Source organism: Streptomyces humidus, from assembly GCF_014649655.1.
In the GTDB taxonomy this organism is placed as follows: domain Bacteria; phylum Actinomycetota; class Actinomycetes; order Streptomycetales; family Streptomycetaceae; genus Streptomyces; species Streptomyces humidus.
The window spans coordinates 208,430-226,626 of record NZ_BMTL01000010.1 but is presented as its reverse complement, the minus strand read 5'-3'; the positions used below and the strand labels follow the sequence as shown (position 1 = coordinate 226,626).

General features: G+C 73.2%; 15 protein-coding genes. 3 read left to right on the top strand and 12 right to left on the bottom strand.

The window, feature by feature from the left end:
• Positions 1-180: 180 nt before the first annotated feature.
• On the top strand, positions 181-696 hold the full coding sequence (locus IE239_RS14465) for a GtrA family protein (RefSeq protein WP_190149684.1): 516 nt from the start codon (positions 181-183) through the stop codon (positions 694-696).
• 26 nt (positions 697-722) lie between these two features.
• Here IE239_RS14465 and IE239_RS14460 read toward each other — a convergent pair whose 3' ends face one another.
• Together IE239_RS14460 and IE239_RS14455 are read right to left on the bottom strand one after the other, a co-directional pair.
• Positions 723-1,997, bottom strand: a complete 1,275-nt coding sequence (locus IE239_RS14460) for a sensor histidine kinase (protein WP_190149683.1) — start codon at positions 1,995-1,997, stop codon at positions 723-725.
• 159 nt (positions 1,998-2,156) lie between these two features.
• A complete protein-coding gene (locus IE239_RS14455) occupies positions 2,157-2,834 on the bottom strand; it encodes a response regulator transcription factor (RefSeq protein WP_069768534.1) in 678 nt (225 codons plus the stop codon).
• 522 nt (positions 2,835-3,356) lie between these two features.
• On the opposite strand from IE239_RS14455, the gene IE239_RS14450 reads away from it, so the two are divergent.
• On the top strand, positions 3,357-4,853 hold the full coding sequence (locus IE239_RS14450; protein WP_190149682.1) for an oligopeptide:H+ symporter: 1,497 nt from the start codon (positions 3,357-3,359) through the stop codon (positions 4,851-4,853).
• 67 nt (positions 4,854-4,920) lie between these two features.
• Here the strand turns inward: IE239_RS14450 and IE239_RS14445 are convergent, their stop codons facing one another.
• The 6 genes from IE239_RS14445 to IE239_RS14420 all read right to left on the bottom strand — a co-directional run bounded on the left by IE239_RS14445 (position 4,921) and on the right by IE239_RS14420 (position 11,033).
• The gene (locus tag IE239_RS14445; protein ID WP_190149740.1) at positions 4,921-6,168 is read right to left on the bottom strand and encodes a hypothetical protein; all 1,248 of its coding nucleotides are present in this window, start codon (positions 6,166-6,168) and stop codon (positions 4,921-4,923) included.
• Between the two features lie 68 nt (positions 6,169-6,236).
• The gene (locus IE239_RS14440; protein ID WP_373308098.1) at positions 6,237-7,547 is read right to left on the bottom strand and encodes a hypothetical protein; all 1,311 of its coding nucleotides are present in this window, start codon (positions 7,545-7,547) and stop codon (positions 6,237-6,239) included.
• Positions 7,544-8,401 (bottom strand): COG1361 family protein, encoded by an 858-nt coding sequence (locus IE239_RS14435; RefSeq protein ID WP_190149681.1) that lies wholly within the window; start codon positions 8,399-8,401, stop codon positions 7,544-7,546. Before IE239_RS14435 ends, IE239_RS14440 begins: the two co-directional genes overlap by 4 nt.
• Positions 8,402-8,429: 28 nt before the next feature.
• Entirely contained in the window at positions 8,430-9,167 is a 738-nt protein-coding gene (locus IE239_RS14430) for an LPXTG cell wall anchor domain-containing protein (protein WP_190149680.1), read from the bottom strand.
• Positions 9,168-9,861: 694 nt separating this feature from the next.
• The gene (locus IE239_RS14425; RefSeq protein ID WP_190149679.1) at positions 9,862-10,422 is read right to left on the bottom strand and encodes an ATP-binding protein; all 561 of its coding nucleotides are present in this window, start codon (positions 10,420-10,422) and stop codon (positions 9,862-9,864) included.
• Positions 10,423-10,625: 203 nt separating this feature from the next.
• Entirely contained in the window at positions 10,626-11,033 is a 408-nt protein-coding gene (locus tag IE239_RS14420) for an STAS domain-containing protein (protein ID WP_190149678.1), read from the bottom strand.
• 240 nt (positions 11,034-11,273) lie between these two features.
• On the opposite strand from IE239_RS14420, the gene IE239_RS14415 reads away from it, so the two are divergent.
• Positions 11,274-12,209, top strand: a complete 936-nt coding sequence (locus IE239_RS14415) for an RNA polymerase sigma factor SigF (RefSeq protein ID WP_190149677.1) — start codon at positions 11,274-11,276, stop codon at positions 12,207-12,209.
• A 321-nt stretch (positions 12,210-12,530) separates the two neighbouring features.
• On the opposite strand, the gene hutI is transcribed toward IE239_RS14415, so the two are convergent.
• The 4 genes from hutI to hutU form a co-directional block, all read right to left on the bottom strand.
• On the bottom strand, positions 12,531-13,739 hold the full coding sequence (gene hutI / locus IE239_RS14410) for an imidazolonepropionase (RefSeq protein ID WP_190149676.1): 1,209 nt from the start codon (positions 13,737-13,739) through the stop codon (positions 12,531-12,533).
• A gap of 35 nt (positions 13,740-13,774) precedes the next feature.
• Positions 13,775-15,121: a formimidoylglutamate deiminase gene (locus IE239_RS14405; protein ID WP_190149675.1), complete on the bottom strand. Its 1,347-nt coding sequence runs from the start codon at positions 15,119-15,121 to the stop codon at positions 13,775-13,777.
• Positions 15,118-16,353 carry an allantoate amidohydrolase gene (locus tag IE239_RS14400; RefSeq protein WP_190149739.1) on the bottom strand — a complete coding sequence of 412 codons (1,236 nt, stop codon included), beginning with the start codon at positions 16,351-16,353 and terminating at the stop codon, positions 15,118-15,120. Before IE239_RS14400 ends, IE239_RS14405 begins: the two co-directional genes overlap by 4 nt.
• Before the next feature lie 152 nt (positions 16,354-16,505).
• On the bottom strand, positions 16,506-18,170 hold the full coding sequence (gene hutU / locus IE239_RS14395; RefSeq protein WP_190149674.1) for a urocanate hydratase: 1,665 nt from the start codon (positions 18,168-18,170) through the stop codon (positions 16,506-16,508).
• Positions 18,171-18,197 lie beyond the last annotated feature (27 nt).

The following is an 18,197-nucleotide window of genomic DNA, read 5'->3' as shown; positions in this document are numbered from 1 at the left end:
CGCCACCCCGGCCGGATCCCGCGCCTCTCACCGTCGGCCTTCCGGCCCCATACCTGCCGTTTTCCCCCATCTCGCGCGTCGGTCACCGGCTCGTGGGCCGGACAACAGGAAACCGGGAAGAGTGGTGGTTAGCATGGCCGGGTTGACGTAACCGAGTCCCGGACGGGGGCCTGTACGACCATGGCGCATGGTTCCTCGGGGCTGAAGAGGCTCATCCGTGAGCTGGCGAAGTTCGGAGCCGTGGGCGGAGCGGGCCTGCTGGTGAACCTCGGCGTCTTCAACGCCGTCCGGCATGTGACCGACCTGCAGGTGGTGCGGGCCAGCGTCATCGCGACGGTCGTGGCGATCGCCTTCAACTACGTCGGGTTCCGCTACTTCACCTACCGTGACCGCGAGAAGAACGGCCGCACCAGGGAACTCACGCTGTTCCTGCTGTTCAGCGTGGTGGGCCTGGTGATCGAGAACGGGCTGCTGTACGCGGCGACCTACTGGTTCGGCTGGGACAGCCCGCTGCAGAGCAACGTGTTCAAGTTCCTCGGCATCGGCATCGCGACCCTGTTCCGGTTCTGGTCGTACCGGACGTGGGTGTTCCGGACGCTGCCCGCGAAGGAGGCCGTGGCCGACGCGGAGAGCTTTCTGACGGTGGCGGAGCAGTCCCGGCGGCCGGAGCCCAGGACCACGGAGCGCGTGAGCTGAGACCCGTCGGCGCCGCCCGTCCGGACTCAGCGGACCGTGGGACCCTCGTCCGGCGTCGTGCGCTTCTGCGGCGCCGTGCGGGACAGGAACAGACCGAAGACCGGGGGCTGGGCCTGGAGCATCTCGAGCCGGCCGCCGTCTGCCTCGGCCAGGTCCCGGGCGACCGCCAGGCCGATGCCCGTGGAGTTGCGGCCGCTGATCGTCCGCTCGAAGATGCGCGCTCCCAGGTCGGCGGGGACGCCGGGGCCCTCGTCCGTCACCTCGACCACGGCCTGGTTGCCGGTGACCCGGGTGCGCAGCGCGACCGTGCCGCCGCCGTGCATCAGCGAGTTCTCGATCAGGGCGGCCAGCACCTGGGCGACCGCGCCGGGGGTGCCCACCGCGCGCAGATGGCGTTTGCCGGAGCTGACGATGGCCCGGCCCACGCCCCGGTAGGCGGGGCGCCACTCGGCGAGCTGCTGCTGGATGACCTCGTCGAGGTCGAAGGTGACCGCGGAGCCGGTGCGCGGGTCGCGGGCGTTGGTCAGGAGGCGTTCCACGACGTCCGTCAGCCGCTCCACCTGCGTCAGCGCGATCGTGGCCTCCTCCTTCACGGTGTCCGGGTCGTCGGTGAGGGTGATCTCCTCCAGCCGCATGGACAGGGCCGTCAGGGGGGTGCGCAGCTGGTGGGAGGCGTCCGCCGCGAGACGGCGTTCGGCGGTGAGCATGCGCGCGATGCGCTCCGCGGAGGCGTCGAGGACGTCGGCCACCCGGTCCAGCTCGGGGACGGCGTACCGCTTGTGGCGGGGGCGCGGGTCGCCCGAGCCCAGGCGTTCGGCGGTCTCCGCGAGGTCGGTGAGGGGTGAGGCGAGGCGGTTCGCCTGGCGGATGGCCAGCAGCACGGCCGCGATCACCGCGAGCAGCGCGACCAGGGCGATGATCAGCAGGGTGCGGCCGACCTCCCGGGTCACCGTGGAGCGCGGTTCCTGGACCAGGACGGTCTCGCCCTCCTCCCCCTGCGCCGTCGACCTGATGACGTCGCCCTCGGGCCGGACGCCGACCTCGATGACGGGCCGGCCGGGGATCCTGATCTCGGCGTAACGGTCCTGGGTGACCTGGTCGCGCAGTATCGCGGAGGTGACGTCCTCCGCGCCCACCAGGCGGCTGTCCACGATGCTGGCCAGCCGCAGGGCCTCGGAGTCCACCCGTTCCTGGGCGCTGTTGCTGATCGTGCGGGTCTCGACGATGACGAGGGACACCCCGAACACGGCGATGACGACGAGCACGACGGCGAGCGTGGACTGGATCAGACGGCGACGCACGGTGCCCTCCGGGGCGGTGACGTGTCGAGAGCGGTTTGCACAGCGCCCTCAGGGGGCGCGGGGAACTGCGCGACCGGCCCCCACCGGCCCGGGGACGCGCATCCCGCACAAGCCGGGTCGACGGTGACGCGCGTCGTCCGGCCGAGCCCTGCGGAGCAGTCAGCTCTTCTCGAAGCGGAAGCCCACTCCACGCACCGTGGCGATGTAGCGGGGGTTGGCCGCGTCGTCGCCGAGCTTCTTGCGCAGCCAGGAGATGTGCATGTCCAGGGTCTTGGTCGACGACCACCAGGTGGTGTCCCAGACCTCGCGCATCAGCTGGTCGCGGGTGACGACCCGGCCCGCGTCGCGCACCAGGACCCGCAGCAGGTCGAACTCCTTGGCGGTGAGCTGGAGTTCCTCGTCGCCCATCCAGGCGCGGTGCGACTCGACGTCGATGCGCACGCCGTGCGTGGCGGGCGGCTGCTGGGGCTCGGACGCGCCGCGCCGCAGCAGGGCCCGGACCCGGGCGAGCAGTTCGGCCAGCCGGAAGGGCTTGGTGACGTAGTCGTCGGCGCCCGCGTCCAGGCCGACGACGGTGTCCACTTCGTCGGCGCGCGCGGTCAGGATGAGGATCGGGATGGCGTGGCCCTCGGAGCGCAGCCGGCGCGCCACCTCCAGGCCGTCCATGCCGGGCAGACCGAGGTCCAGGACGACCAGGTCGACACCGCCCTGCATTCCGGCGTCGAGTGCGGTGGGGCCGTCCTCGCGCACCTCGACCTCGTAGCCTTCCCGGCGCAGGGCGCGGGCCAGCGGCTCCGAGATGGACGCGTCGTCCTCGGCGAGCAGTACACGGGTCATGAGCTGATGGTAGTCCGCGCGAGCAGGGGTCGAAGTGTGATCGACGACGCTGTTTCTTACCCAGGGACATGCCGGACAGTCGGGGCGCCGGGCGGGGACCGGGCCGTCGTCGATCCTGGTACGGACCTGTGGTCGAGGGATGACAGGATGGTATGGACCTTCGGAACGCCGCCAGGGTTCCATGATCACCTGTGATTCGCGTCTCAAGTCCTTCCATATCAGGCATTGTGCTGCCGTATGGTGAAAGAACGCCTGTAGTACACAGGGACCTTTGGCGGTCGGCTTGACGCCGAGGGTCTCTTTTGTGTGCGGGCCGGTTCCCGCCGGCCCCGGAAGGAATGACCTGTGGCCGGGCCCCCGACGCGAGGGGGCGTGGATCCCGGCGACCGCCGTCCACCGCTTCGCGACCCGGAGCGGACTCCCCCGGGCGTAGGGGTGGACGAGGCGGTCCGCCGGTGCCGGCCGCCCCCCACCGGGCGCGCACCGCGCAAGTGCAGCGCGTCCCGAGCAGCAAGGAACGACATGGCGTCCAGCCTGACGAAGGACCCGGTCCGCCCGGACACCCCCGGCTCCGGGAAGACCTTCTTCGGCCACCCCCGCGGACTGGCCACTCTCTTCATGACCGAGATGTGGGAGCGGTTCTCCTACTACGGCATGAGGGCCCTGCTCCCGCTGTACCTGGTCGCCCCCGGCGGCCTGCACCTCAGCGCCGCGACGGCGACCGCGATCTACTCGGTCTACCTGTCGCTCGTGTACCTGCTCGCCCTCCCGGGCGGCTGGTTCGCGGACCGCGTGCTCGGCCCCCGCAGGACCGTCGCCGTCGCCGGCGCGATCATCATGCTCGGCCACCTGACCCTCGCGCTGCCGTACGCCGGCACCTTCTTCGCGGGCCTCGGTCTGGTCGCCGTCGGCTCCGGTCTGCTGAAGGCCAACATCTCCACGATGGTCGGCCACCTCTACGACGGTCCCGACGACCCGCGCCGTGACGGCGGCTTCACGCTGTTCTACATCGGCATCAACCTGGGCGCGTTCGCCGCTCCGCTGGTCATCGGCACCCTCGGCGAGAACGTCGACTGGCACCTGGGCTTCGCGCTCGCGGCGCTCGGCATGGGTCTGGGCCTGGTCCAGTTCCTGCTCGGCGGCCGTCACCTGAGCCCGCGCTCGGACGTGGTCCCCACGCCGCTGTCCGCGCGGGAGAAGGCGGCCACGCTGCGCAAGGCCGCGTTCTGGGCGGCCGTCGCCCTCGTCTTCTACGCCGTCGTGGGCGTCTCCGGCGTCTACACGCTGAACTGGCTGCTGGTCCCGATCACCGTGGCCGGCCTGGTCATCCCGGTTCTCGTCATCGCCCGGATGAAGCGGGACCGGGAGCTGGACCGGGCCGAGCAGTCCAAGCTGACGGCGTACATCTGGTTCTTCGTCGCCGCGGCCGTGTTCTGGATGATCTACGACCAGGGCGGTTCGACGCTCTCCCTGTTCGCGGAGTCCTCGGCGAAGAACAGCGTCCTCGGCTGGAACTTCCCGGTCTCCTGGTACCAGTCGGTCAACCCGGTCCTGATCATGGCGCTGGCCCCGCTCTTCGCCTGGGCCTGGCTCGCGCTGGCCCGGCGCGGCAAGGAGCCGAGCACCGCGGTGAAGTTCGCGACGGGCCTCGTGCTGGTCGGCGCGTCCTTCTTCCTCTTCCTCGCCCCGCTGTCGATCGCCGAGGGCGGTCACAAGGCGGCCGCGCTGTGGCTGGCGGCGATCTACTTCGTGCAGACCGTGGGCGAGCTGACCCTCTCCCCGGTCGGCCTGTCGGTCACCACGAAGATGGCTCCCGCCAAGTACGCCTCGCAGATGATGGGCGTCTGGTTCCTGGCCGTCACCGCCGGTGACGCCACGACCGGGCTGCTCTCCATCGCCGGCGTCGACCTCAACAAGACGGGGATCGTGGCTCTGGAGGCCGTGCTCGCCGTCGCCGCCGGCGGCGCGGTGTGGATGTACCGCAGGAAGGTCAAGGAACTGATGGGCGACGTCAACTGACGTCTGCTCACGACGGGGGAGGGGCGGCGCACCCAGCGGGTGCGCCGCCCCTCCCCCGTCCCGGGACTCAGCGGGTCCTTCTGCCCGGCAGGAACGTGAACACCGCTCCGCCCAGCAGCACCGCCGTGCCCGCGACCAGGCCCAGGGCCTTCAGCGCGCCGTGGTCGCCGGAGCCCGTCTCCGCGAGCCCGCCGCCCCCGGTGGCCGCCGCGCCGCCGGAGGACGAGGACGACGAGCCGCCGCCCGACGCGCCGCCGGCCTGCTCCTCGGTGTTCAGCGTCAGGGAGACCGCCGTGCTGTCCGGGGTGCACGTGGTGGTCGTGCCCAGGGCCTCGATGACGAGGACCCCCGGCGAGAGCGTCGACTCACCGGTCGCGCCGGGCTTGTACGTGCCGGTCAGGTCGGGGATCTCGATCGGGGCCCCCTGTTTGACGGGGGCCGGGTTGGTCGGGCCCGTCACCTTCACCGAGCCCTTGTCCGAGCCGCCCAGGGTGATCTGCATCGACGGCTTCACGGAGTTGGCCGGGATGTCGACCGGGCTGTTCATGACCGACTTCTTGAACTGCACGGTCAGGCCGTAACTCCCGCCGTTCTTCCGGGCGTTGATCTGCACAGGCGAGGTGGCCCGCTTCTCGCCGATGGGCGACTGGCAGGTGTAGGGGATGTCGACGGTCTTGCCGGTGAAGTCCGTCTGCCCGGAGCCGCCGCCCGGCGACGAGGCGGACGACGAAGGCGTCCCGGACCCGCCGGGCGGCGAGGGCGTCGACGACCCGCTCTGCGAGGGGCTGCCGCTCGGCGAACCCGGACTCCCCCCGCCGGCCGTCACCGTGATGGTCGCCGACGGCTGGACGGCCTGCGTCGGCGCGCACTCGGTGTCCGTCGACAGCGCGTTGACGACGTACGCGTCCGGCGTCAGCGTCACCTGTCCGGCCGCCGTCAGCTTCAGCGAGCCCTTCATGTCGGACAGCGTCATCGCGCCGCCCTTGGGGATCGCCGGGTTCTCGCGCGGCCCCTGCATCGCGATGTCGGCGGTCTGCGCGCCCGCCGCCTTGAGGGTGCCGGACGGCTGAACGGAGTTCGCCGGCAGGTCGATGATGTCGGGGTTCCTGGACGCGGCCTGCGTGAACTTCCAGACGACGTCGACGGTGTCGCCGACCTTCGCCGTGGCCGGCGCGCTGATCTCGACCTTCGTGGTGCCCTCGACGTCGGGCAGGCCGATGCCCGAGGGCGGCACGCACTTGGTGGCGTAGGCCACCTCGGCCGCCTGCGCCTGACCGGCGGTCACGCCCAGCAGGACGGCCGCCCCGGTGAGCATGACGGCGGCGCCCGCGGCCGCCGCCCGCCTGCGCGCGGGGGCCCGCTCGGGTGGCATGGCTCTCTCACTCACGTGGATCCCTTCCTGCCGGAGTCGTGGGGTCGAGGGGGAGTCGTCGGACTCGTCGGACCCGTGGGAGCGGTCCAGGTCGTCGAAGCCGCCGGGCCCGTCGGAGTGGTCGGGCTCACGGAATCCGTCGCGCCCGTGGGATCCGGCCCGCCCGCGGAATCCGTCGAAGTCGTGGGGGGCGCAGGGCCCGTGAGAGCCGTCGGCGTCGTCGGAGCCGTGGGACCGGGGGCCGTCGGCCGGTCCTCCCGTGGTGCGGAGAGGAGCCGTGCCGCGGGGCCCGCACCGGTGTCCGGACCGGTGTCCGGGGTGAACCACGGCAGCGTCGTGTTCGGCGCGGGTGCCCCGGCCTGCGGGGTCCGCGCCCCCGTGCTCCGCCTGCGCCCGAGCACCGGGGCGGAGGCGGCGGCACGGGAGGGCCGGCGGGCCGGACGGCGCGGGCGCACCCGGTCCACCACCGCCAGCCCGGCGCGGAACACCGCCGCCGGGACGACCAGGCAGAGCAGGATCCAGAACAGGGTCACGCCCCACGGCCGGCCCACGCCCCACGGCTGCTCGGCGAGGACCTTCCCGCCGTACTTCAGGGAGACCGTGTAGTCGCCGTGCGCGCCCGCGGCCAGTTCGACGGGCAGTTCGACGCGGGCCTTCCCGCCGGGGGCGATCGTGCCGCGCCACCGCCGTTCGTCCCACTGCGGGGCGAACACCCCGTGCGCGGCGCCGACCTGGAACACGGGGTCCTTCACGGCGCCGGTGCCGACGTTGCCGACGGTGAAGGTCAGCGTGCGCGCGGGCGGCGCCCCGAACCAGGTCAGCAGGCCCGAGGAGCCGTCCAGCCGGGTGTCGGTGAGCACGGACAGACGTCCGCCGCCCGTCTGCGCCGGCAGCGGTCGGACCGGGTGCCCGGCCACCTGGAACGCCGCGTCGGCCTGCGCCTTCGCACCGGTGGCGGCGGCCACGTGCACCACACAGGGGCAGGGCGCGGGCGGCTCGGTCACCGGCAGCGCCCGGCTGAAGCGGCCGTCGGCGTCGGTGGTGACGGCTCGCCCGTCCGCGTTGGCACAGGAGTTGGTGCCGCCGATCACACCCCGGCCCGGCGTCGCCTGACCGCAGACCAGCAGCATCAGCAACGTGCGCGGCCGCCAGCCGGTGCCGCTCACGGTGATCGAGCCGCCCGTGCCCGCCTGCGCCGCCGACACCTTCACCGCCGGCCGGTCGGCGGCCGCGGCCGGAGCCGGGGCGGCCGACAAGACCAGCGACAGCAGCAGGAGGAGCAGGACCGGCGCCGGCGCCGTGATCCGCAACTCGCCTCTCACGTCAGCGCTCCCCTCGGCTCGGCTTCGGTGACGGCCGGACCGCGCCGGCGTCGTCGTACGGACACGGCGGCGGCCGCGGCCGCGGCCGCGGCCGACAGCAGGCCGCCCGCCGCGCCCGCCGCCGCGCCCCGGGACACGAACCGCGCGGACGCCCGCCCGGTGGCCTGCGCCGCGCCGGGCGCGGTGACCGTCAGCCGCACGGTGACGGCGTCCAGAGCCGGGCGGTCGGGCCACGGCTCGTACAGCGCGAGGCGACGGCCCGGCGGCAGGCGCACGGGCAGGACGCGCGGGGCGCGGTCCAGGACGGCGCCCAGGACGCCGTCCGCGTGCACGGCGAGCCGCGGGACGAGCGCGGTGGTGCCCCGGTTGACCAGCTCGTAGGTGATGCGGTCGCCGCGCACGGCCACGTGCTCGACGGTCAGCGCGGCCAGCCGGGGGCCGCCGACCCGGATCAGCACCCTCACCTCGCTCTCCCGTCCGGCGGAGTCCCGTACGACGATCCGGCCGGCGCGGTCGCCGGGGCGGGCGTCCGCCGGAACCGTCACCGTGAACGGCACCTCGGCCCGGGTGCGGGCGGGGACGTCGAGGGCGGCCTCGGCGAACGCGACCCGCAGGCCGGGACCGGCGCCGCGCAGGCTCACGGCCAGCGGCCCGGTCCCCCGGTTGGTCACGGCGACCGTGTCGCGCAGCACCGTCCCGGCCGTGCCCTCGGCGTAGAACGACGGCCGTCCTGCGCCGGAGGGCGACGCCGACCAGTCGGCCGGGCGGGCTGCCGGACCGCCTGCCGGCGACGCGGGCAGCATCGGCAGGAGCGGCAGGAACAGCAGCAGGACGCGGGCGGTGGCGTACGGCATCGGCGGCTCCTGCACTCCTCCGGGGGGGTCAGCGGCGGGCTCGGGCCGGCTGGTCGCGCCTGGTCAGCCACAGGGCGCCCGCCGCGCCCGCGAGCAGCACGGTGCCGCCGAGGGTGCCGAGGGCGATCGCGGAGTCCTCGGGGCCGGTCTGCGGGAGCTGCCCGCCGGAGCCGCCGTCGCTGGTTCCGCCGTCCGAGGCCCCGGCCGTACCGCCGCCCGTCGTGCCCCCGCCCGAGCTACCGCCCGAGCCCCCGCCCGACGCGGTCACGTCGAGGGTCAGGGAGGGGCCGGGGGTGTTGCTCGGGGTGCAGGTGGTGGTCGTGCCGAGCGCCCTGATGGTCAGCACGCCCGCCGTGAAGGTGACCTTGCCGCTCTTCTTCGGGGTGTACGTGCCGCTCAGATCGCTGATCTTGATGGGGGTGTTCTCGGGGATCGCGGCCTGGTTGGCCGGTCCCGTGACGTTCAGGGTGCCGCTGTCCGCGCCTCCCAGCCTGATGGTGGCGCTCGGCTTCATGGAGCCCGCGCCGAGTTCGACCGGGCTCGAGGAGACACCCTTCTGCCAGGACATCGTGATCCGGTATCCGTCGCCGCTCTTGACGCCCTTGATGTCGATCGGCGAGACGGCGCTCTTGTCTCCGATGGGCGTCTTGCAGCCGTAGTTGACGTTGACGACCTCGGCCATGGCCGCCGGGGCGGCCGTCAGCACCGCCGAGCCGGCCAGGGCCGCGGCAGTCGCGAGCACGGCGGTTCGCTTCCGGTTCGACACGGTCCCGTCCCCTCACTCCCACCGCCCCGCCTTACTGACGAGGCATCAGATTGAGCCGTCAAGGTACGCCCGGGGCGATGAGGAGGGAAGAGAAGGCACGGACCGGAGTTGTGACGATCCGACACCCGGACCCAAGCCATGAGAAGGCCCCGCGTGTGCGCGCGAGGGGGGTGCGGATCCGGCGAGGGCCGGAGCCGCGAAGGCGGAGGCCGGCGGAACCGGGGCGCGGGGAGGGGCGCGGCCACCGGGACGCGGGACGCGGGACGCGGGACGCGGGACGCGGGACGCGGGACGCGGGAAGACCGAAGGCGCGGGACCGCGGGGGCCGAGCACGCGCAGGTGTCGCAACCGAGCGTGCAGGCCTGCGAGGGGTGAGCGCGCAGGCCTGCGGGGAGGGGCGAGCGCGGGGACCCACGGGGGCCGCGCGGGTGCAGCGGCGCAGGCCTGCGGGGAGGGGCGAGCGCGGGGACCCACGGGGGCCGCGCGGGTGCAGCGGCGGGGCCGCGCGGGTGCAGGGGCGGAGCCGGGCGGGCGGGGCCGGAAGCCGGTTCGGCGACCGGGCCGGCGACCGGCGGTCGGCGACCCACGGGCCGGACGCCGAGAGCGTGCGCACCCCGGCCGTGCGCGCCCCGCGTTCCGGTCACCGCGTTCCGGTGACCGGACGGGAGCGCGGCGGGGGCCGGGGCCGGGGCCGTCAGGCGGGGGCGCCCAGCTCCGCCCAGACCGTCTTGCCGGCGACGCCCTGTGCTCGCATGACGCCCCAGTCCAGACAGAGGCGCTGGACGATGAACATGCCGTGCCCGCCGGGGCGGCCCGCGCGGTGCGGGGTGCGCGGGGCCGGCTGGCCCGTGCCGCGGTCGGAGACCTCGACGCGGATCACCTTGTTGTCGCAGCCCAGGACCATCGCGTCGGGCCCTTCGGCGTGCAGGCACGCGTTGGTGACCAGCTCGGAGACGACGAGCAGCACGTCCTCGGCGGCGGCCCGCCGGTCGGCGGTGGCGGCCGGCAGCCAGCCCCACGCGTACAGCGCCTGGCGGGCGAAGTCACGGGCGAGCGGAACGACGCCGCTGGCGTCGTCGAAGCTCAGCCGGCGTACCTGACGGCCGCCCGGCGACCCGGGCGCCGCGGCAGCCGTGCGCCCGTCGGACGCCCCAGCCCCCCGTGCGTCCCCGTGGGACACCCCGGAAGCGCCGCTGGGCTCCGGGCTGGGCTCCGGGCCGCGGTCGCCCGGCGAGTAAGGCCGGGTGGTGCTCATCAGCGCTTCACCTCACCGATTCCCCGATTGACCGGTTCACCATTCAAGAGTCGGATCTCTGCAGAGTCGTACGTGGCCGGACGTCGTTCGTGTCGGCGCCCGCCGCCGACATGTGCGGGTTCAGGATGTCTCCTGCCCTGCGTGACGGGCGGGACACCCCCGTTCTCGCCCGTGTCGTGTCGACTCCGGGCGGACGGCGCGAATCAGCCGTCCTTGTCCTCGTCCTCGGGCTGTGCGTCGGGTTCGTCGGCCAGCGCCGCCTCGACCGTGGCGTGCACGGTGAACACGGCGTCCGCCCCGGTGATCTCGAAGACCCGGGCCACCACGGGAAGCATTCCCGCCAGATGGACTCCACCACCGGCCGCCTCCGCCTTGAGGCGGGCTCCGAGCAGCACGTTGAGCCCGGTGGAGTCACAGAACTCCAGGCGCGTGCAGTCGACCACCAGGCGACTGCGACCTCTGGCGAGGCAGGCTTCGAGTGGCTCGCGCAACAAATCGGCGGTGTGGTGATCCAACTCACCCGCCGGGGTCACGACGGCACTGGGGCCCTCTTCCCGCACCTCGACCAGAAGCCGGCCCGACTGTGCGCTGCCGACCGTCCCGCGGTCCATGCCGTCTCTTCTCCTGGGGTCGTGAACTGCTTTCTGACGCCCTCGAACACTACGCCCTCGACCCGCACCTCAACACCCGAACAATCGCACACAAACGTACACAACTGGACAAAGCGCACTTGCGATCGGTCAAGTGAAGCAGGTAGGCCTAGTAGCAACACGCAGACCGACACGGCCGGCTTTGGAGGCGCCGCACACCGTAGTGCGCTCACTGGCTTCGGCAGCCATACGCCGAGAACGATGGAGGACATCATGTCACCCCGGCTCGACGCACCGCATACCCACGGAGCGACGTCGACACCCCCTCCGGATCAAGAACATCTGGAACCCATCGCACAGAACGCGGTGCCGGACGTCGACCCCACCGACGCCCTCGCCGGACTCCCGGAGATCCCCCCGTTCGACGAGGTCGGATCCGTCGACGCACGGGCCCTGTCCAAGACCCTGTTCGCACGGCTCGAATCCCTCGAAGAGGGCACGCACGACTACGCGTACGTGCGCAACACCCTGGTCGAACTGAACCTCGCGCTGGTCAAGTTCGCCGCCTCCCGGTTCCGCTCCCGCAGCGAGCCCATGGAGGACATCATCCAGGTCGGCACCATCGGCCTGATCAAGGCGATCGACCGCTTCGAGCTCTCGCGCGGGGTCGAGTTCCCGACCTTCGCGATGCCCACCGTCATCGGCGAGATCAAGCGCTTCTTCCGCGACACGTCGTGGTCGGTGCGCGTCCCGCGCCGGCTCCAGGAGCTCCGGCTCGACCTGGCCAGGGCGGGCGACGAACTGGCCCAGAAGCTCGACCGTGCGCCCACGGTCGCCGAGCTGGCCGAGCGTCTCGGCCTGTCCGACGACGAGGTCGTCGAGGGCATGGCCGCGTCCAACGCCTACACGGCGGCCTCGCTGGACGCGCAGCAGCAGGACGACGACTCGGAAGGCGCCCTCGCCCATCGCATCGGTTACGAGGACAACGGCCTCGAAGGCATCGAGTACATCGAGTCGCTGAAGCCCCTGATCGCCGAACTCGCGCCCCGCGACCGGCAGATCCTCTCCCTCCGCTTCGTCGCCGGTCTGACCCAGTCGGAGATCGGCGAGGAACTCGGCATCTCGCAGATGCACGTGTCGCGGCTGCTGTCGCGCACCCTGACGCGGCTGCGCAAGGCGCTGACGGTCGAGGAGTAGGGCCGGCGCACCGGTATCGGCCGATATCCGGCCGCGGACACCAGTGCCGTCCGCGGCCGGGCGAACGGGCGGCTCGGGCGGTCGGCTGCCGGACGAGCGCCCGGGCGCGGCCGTCGGCGCGACGACGGCCGCGCCCGGTTCTCCCGCGCGGACTCGCGGGCTTTCAGGCTTGCGGCTCCCGGCTCCCGGGCTTCCCGTTTCCGGGCTTCCCGTTTCCGGGCTTTCGGCGACTGCTCGCCGAGTCCGTGCGGGGCGCGGCCCCTCAGCCCAGGGCTTCCCAGCCCGGGGTTTCCCCGCTAGGGGCCTCCCCGCCCGCGCCCCTCAGACCACGCGCACGCCCCTGCGCCATACCCCGGACACCAGCGGGACGCCCGGCCGGTAGGCCAGGTGGACGTGGCTGGGGGCGTCCAGCAGGACCAGGTCGGCGTAGGCGCCGGGCGTCAGCCGGCCCACGTCCGTGCGGCGCAGGGCCGCGGCCCCGCCCGCCGTGGCCGACCACACCGCCTCGTCCGGGGTCATCCCCATGTCCCGCACGGCGAGCGCGACGCAGAACGGCACGGACGACGTGAAGGACGAGCCCGGGTTGCAGTCCGTGGAGAGGGCGACCGTGACGCCCGCGTCCAGCAGCCGACGGGCGTCCGGCCACTCGGCGCGGGTGGAGAACTCGGCGCCGGGCAGCAGCGTGGCGACCGTGTCGCCGCTCGCGAGGGCGTCGACGTCCGCGTCCGTCAGGTGGGTGCAGTGGTCGGCGCTGGCCGCGTCCAGCTCGACCGCCAGCTGAACGCCGGGGCCGTAGGAGAGCTGGTTGGCGTGGATGCGGGGGTGCAGTCCCCTCGCCCGCCCGGCGGTGAGGACGGCGCGTGCCTGGTCGCCGTCGAACGCGCCCTTCTCGCAGAAGACGTCGATCCAGCGGGCGTGCGGGGCGCAGGCGTCGAGCATCTCGCCGGTGACCAGGGTGACGTAGGCGGCCGGGTCGTCGGCGAGGTCCGGCGGAACGATGTGGGCTCCGAGGTAGGTGACCTCGTCGGTGTGCCGGGCCGCGAGGCGCAGGGCGCGCGCCTCGTCGGCGACCGTCAGGCCGTAGCCGGACTTGGTCTCCATCGTGGTGGTGCCCTGGCTGAGGGCCTCGCTCAGATAACGGGTGAGGTTCGCCTCGAGTTCCTCGTCGCTCGCCGCCCGGGTGGCCGCCACGGTCGTGCGGATGCCGCCCGCCGTGTAACCGCGGCCCGACATCCGGGCGTTGAACTCCTCGGTGCGGTCGCCCGCGAACACCAGGTGGGAGTGCGAGTCGACGAAGCCGGGGAGCACCGAGCGGCCGCCGGCGTCGACCCGGTTGTCAGTGGCGGGTGCTTTGCTTGCTTCACCGGTCCATGCGATGCGGTCGCCGTCGACGACGACGGCCGCGTCCCGGACCAGACCGAGAGGTGAACCTCCCCCGCCCTCGGACGTGCCCGACCGGGAGGACACCCGTCCGAGGGAGGGATCGTTGGTGACCAGCGTGGCGATGTTGGTGATGACGGTGCTGCTCATGGCGTCCTCATGGGTGGCCGGGCGGGGGGCGGTGGTCAGCCGCGCAGGGCGTCGACGGCCTGCGCGAGGGCCTGCGGCACGTCCGGCACGAGCACGTGCGACCCGTCGCGTACGACATGCCGTCCGCCCACGACCGTGTGCCGGACGTCCGCCGCGCTCGCCGCGAATACGGCCGTCTCGGCGCCGAGCCGGGGCAGCGGGCCCGCTGTCCTGACCGAGTCGAGCGCGATGGTCGTGAGGTCGGCGAGCGCGTTCTCCTCGATCCTTCCGGCCTCCTGCCAGCCGAGTGCCGCGTGACCGTCGGCGGATGCGGCGCGCAGCAGCGCGGCCGCGGTCCAGTGACCGCGGGTGCGGGTGCGCAGCCGTTCGTCGAGCTCCATCGCCCGCGCCTCTTCGAGCAGGTCGATCACGGCGTGGCTGTCGGAGCCGAGGCAGAGCGGGGAGCCCTCGTTCTGCAGGGCCACCGCGGGTCCGATGCCGTCCGCCAGGTCGCGTTCGGTGGTGGGGCACATGCAGGTGCCGGTTCCGCTGCCGCCGATGAGGGAGACGTCCTCGGCGGTGAGGTGGGTGTTGTGGACACCGGTGGTGCGCGGCCCGAGCACTCCGTGCAGGGCGAGCAGCTGGGTCGGGGTGCACCCGTGGGCTTCCCGGCAGGCGTCGTTCTCGGCGGTCTGCTCGGACAGGTGCACATGGAGCGGGGCACGCCGCTCCTCGGCCCATCGTGCGACGGTCGCCAGCTGGTCGGCGGGCACGGCCCGCACGGAGTGGATCGCCGCCCCGATCCGCGCGTGATCCCGTTCCTTGAGAACTGAACAGCGTTCGGCCCAGGCCTCGGCGGTCCCGTCGGAGAACCGCAGCTGGTGGGCGGTGGGCGGCCGGCCGAAGCCCGAGGACAGATACGCGGTGTCGAGGAGGGTGATGCGGATGCCGGCGTCGGCGGCCGCCGCGATCAGGGCCTCGCCCATGGCGTTGGGGTCGGCGTATCGCGCGCCGCCGGGGGCGTGGTGCACGTAGTGGAACTCGCCGACGGAGGTGACGCCCGCCAGCGCCATCTCTGCGTACACGGCGCGGGCCAGCGCGTGGTACGTCTCCGGGGTCAGTTTCTCGGCGACCGAGTACATGACCTCGCGCCAGGTCCAGAAGGTGCCGGAGCCGACCTGGACGGTTCCGCGCAGGGCGCGGTGGAAGGCGTGCGAGTGGGCGTTCGCCAGTCCCGGCAGGGTCAGACCGCGCAGGATCTCGGCACCGGGGGGCGGGGCGGGCACGTCCGTGCGGACGGCCTTGATGCGGCCGTCCGCGGCCTCGACGACGACTCCCGGTCCGACATGGGTGCCGAGCCAGGCGTGCTCCAGCCAGTACGTCCGCGTGCGGGGGTGCGTCACCTGCAGGCCAGCCCTTCCAGTGCGTCGGCGAGTGCGAGTACCCCGGCCACGCAGTCGTCCTCGGCGGCGAATTCGGCCGGGGAGTGCGAGACGCCCGTGGGGTTGCGCACGAACAGCATGGCGGTCGGGATGCTCGAGGAGAGGATGCCGGCGTCGTGTCCGGCGCCCGTGCCGAGCACGGGGACCCTGAGGCCGCCGTCGTCCCCTCCCGCGCCGTCGCCCCCGGCCGCGGCGGCGCCCAGGATGCGGGTCAGTTCGTCGCGCAGGGCGTGGTCGAACTCGACGACGGGCGTGAACGACTCGCGCACGACGTCGAGGTCGATGCCGTGGGCCTCGGCGTAGGCGCGGGCCGCCTTCTCGACGCCCCCCACCACCTGGTCGAGGGTGACCTGGTCGGCGGCGCGGGAGTCGAGCCAGCCGCGCACCAGCGAGGGGATGGCGTTGACGCCGTTCGGCTCGACGGAGATCTTGCCGAAGGTCGCGACGGCGCCGGCGAGTTCGGCCTCGCGGCGGGCGGCGAGGACCGTTTCGGCGTACGACAGCATGGGGTCGCGCCGGTCCTCGAGGCGGGTGGTGCCGGCGTGGTTGGCCTCGCCGCGGAAGTCGAACCGCCAGCGCCCGTGCGGCCAGATGGCGCTCGCGAGGCCGACCCGGTCGCCGCTGAGGTCCAGGGCGCGGCCCTGTTCGACGTGCAGTTCCACGAACGCGCCGATGCGGCCGAGCCGTTCCGGGTCCGCGCCGAGGGCGTCAGGGTCGTACCCGGCGGCCTCCATGGCCCGCGGCAGGGTGATCCCCTCGGCGTCGGTGAGCCGGTGCGCCTGCTCGACGGTGAGCTGTCCGGAGGTGAGCCGCGACCCGACGCAGGCGAGCCCGAACCGGGCGCCCTCCTCGTCCCCGAAGTTGACGAGGGCGAGTGGCCTGGCGAACCTCGCTCCCCGGGCGAGCAGTTCGTCCAGGGCGGCGAAGGAGGACACGACGCCGAGGGGACCGTCGAAGGCGCCGCCGTCGGGCACGGAGTCGAGATGCGACCCGGTGACGACGGCGTCCCCGGCGGTCGGATCCCCGAGCCAGGCCCACTGGTTGCCGTTGCGGTCGGCCTCGTACGTCAGTCCCCGTGCCTCGGCCTGCTGCCGGAACCAGGCCCGGCAGTCGGCGTCGGCGGGGGTCCAGGCGTAACGGCGGTAGCCGCCGGTCTCGCGGTGGCGTCCGACGGGCGCCAGCTCACGCCACATCTCCTGGAAGGAGGCGCCGCCCGACACGGGCCCCGGCACCCGCGACAGCTGCTCCCGCGGCTGCGGCTCCCGGGACCGCGGGCGCTCGTCGCGCCGGTCGGAGAGGGCCGGGGACGAGCCCTCGGCCTCTCCCGGACGGCCGCCGTCGGTCGTCACTGCGCATCACCCTCGCGCATCGGCACCCGCACGCCCCGCTCGTCGGCGACCGACTCCGCGATGTCGTACCCGGCGTCCACGTGCCGGATGACGCCCATGCCGGGGTCGTTGGTCAGCACGCGGCGGATCTTCTCGCCGGCCAGCTTCGTGCCGTCCGCCACCGAGACCTGACCGGCGTGGATGGAGCGGCCCATGCCGACGCCGCCGCCGTGGTGGAGGGAGACCCAGGAGGCGCCCGAGGCCACGTTGACCATGGCGTTCAGCAGCGGCCAGTCGGCGATCGCGTCGGAGCCGTCGAGCATGGCCTCGGTCTCCCGGTACGGGGAGGCGACGGAACCGCAGTCGAGGTGGTCGCGGCCGATGGCGAGGGGGGCCGCCAGCTCGCCCGAGGCCACCATGTCGTTGAAACGCTCGCCGGCCTTGTCGCGCTCGCCGTAGCCGAGCCAGCAGATACGGGCGGGCAGGCCCTGGAAGTGGACGCGCTCACCGGCCAGCTTGATCCAGCGGGCCAGGGACTCGTTCTCCGGGAAGAGGTCGAGGATCGCCTTGTCGGTCTTGGCGATGTCGGCCGGGTCACCGGACAGGGCCGCCCAGCGGAAGGGGCCCTTGCCCTCGCAGAACAGCGGGCGGATATAGGCGGGGACGAAGCCGGGGAAGGCGAACGCCCGCTCGAATCCGGCGAGTCGGGCCTCACCGCGAATGGAGTTGCCGTAGTCGAAGACCTCGGCGCCGGCGTCCATGAAGCCGACCATCGCCTCGACGTGCCGTGCCATCGACTCGCGGGCCCGGGTGGTGAAGCCGGCCGGGTCCTTCTCGGCGGCGTCGGCCATGTCCTCGAAGGCGATCCCGGTCGGCAGGTAGGCCAGCGGGTCGTGGGCGGAGGTCTGGTCGGTGACGATGTCGACGGGCGCGCCCATCGCCAGCAGCTGCGGGACGACCTCGGCGGCGTTGCCGAGGACGCCGATGGAGAGCGGCCTGCGCTGGTCCCGGGCCTCGACGGCGAGGCGGAGGGCGTGGTCCAGGTCGTCGGCCCTGACGTCCAGGTAGCGGTGCTCGATGCGGCGGTCGATGGCCCGCGGGTCGCAGTCGACGCAGATCGCGACGCCGTCGTTCATCGTCACGGCGAGCGGCTGGGCGCCGCCCATGCCGCCGAGGCCGGCCGTGAGGGTGATGGTCCCGGCGAGGGTGCCGCCGAACTTCTTCGCGGCGACGGCGGCGAAGGTCTCGTAGGTGCCCTGGAGGATGCCCTGGGTGCCGATGTAGATCCAGGACCCGGCCGTCATCTGGCCGTACATGGTCAGCCCCAGCTGTTCCAGCCGGCGGAACTCCTCCCAGTTGGCCCAGTCGCCGACGAGGTTGGAGTTGGCGATGAGGACGCGCGGGGCCCACTCGTGGGTCTGCATGACCCCGACCGGGCGGCCGGACTGGACGAGCATGGTCTCGTCCTGCTTGAGGGTCCGCAGGGTGCGGACCATCGCGTCGAAGGAGCGCCAGTCGCGGGCGGCCTTGCCGGTGCCGCCGTAGACGACGAGCTTGTCGGGGTGCTCGGCGACCTCGGGGTCGAGGTTGTTCTGCAGCATCCGCAGCGCGGCCTCCTGCTGCCATCCCAGGGCGCTCAGTTCCGTACCGCGCGGCGCTCGTACGGGGCGGGGTCCTGACATGGTCGGCCTCCTTGCGGATGGGTGATC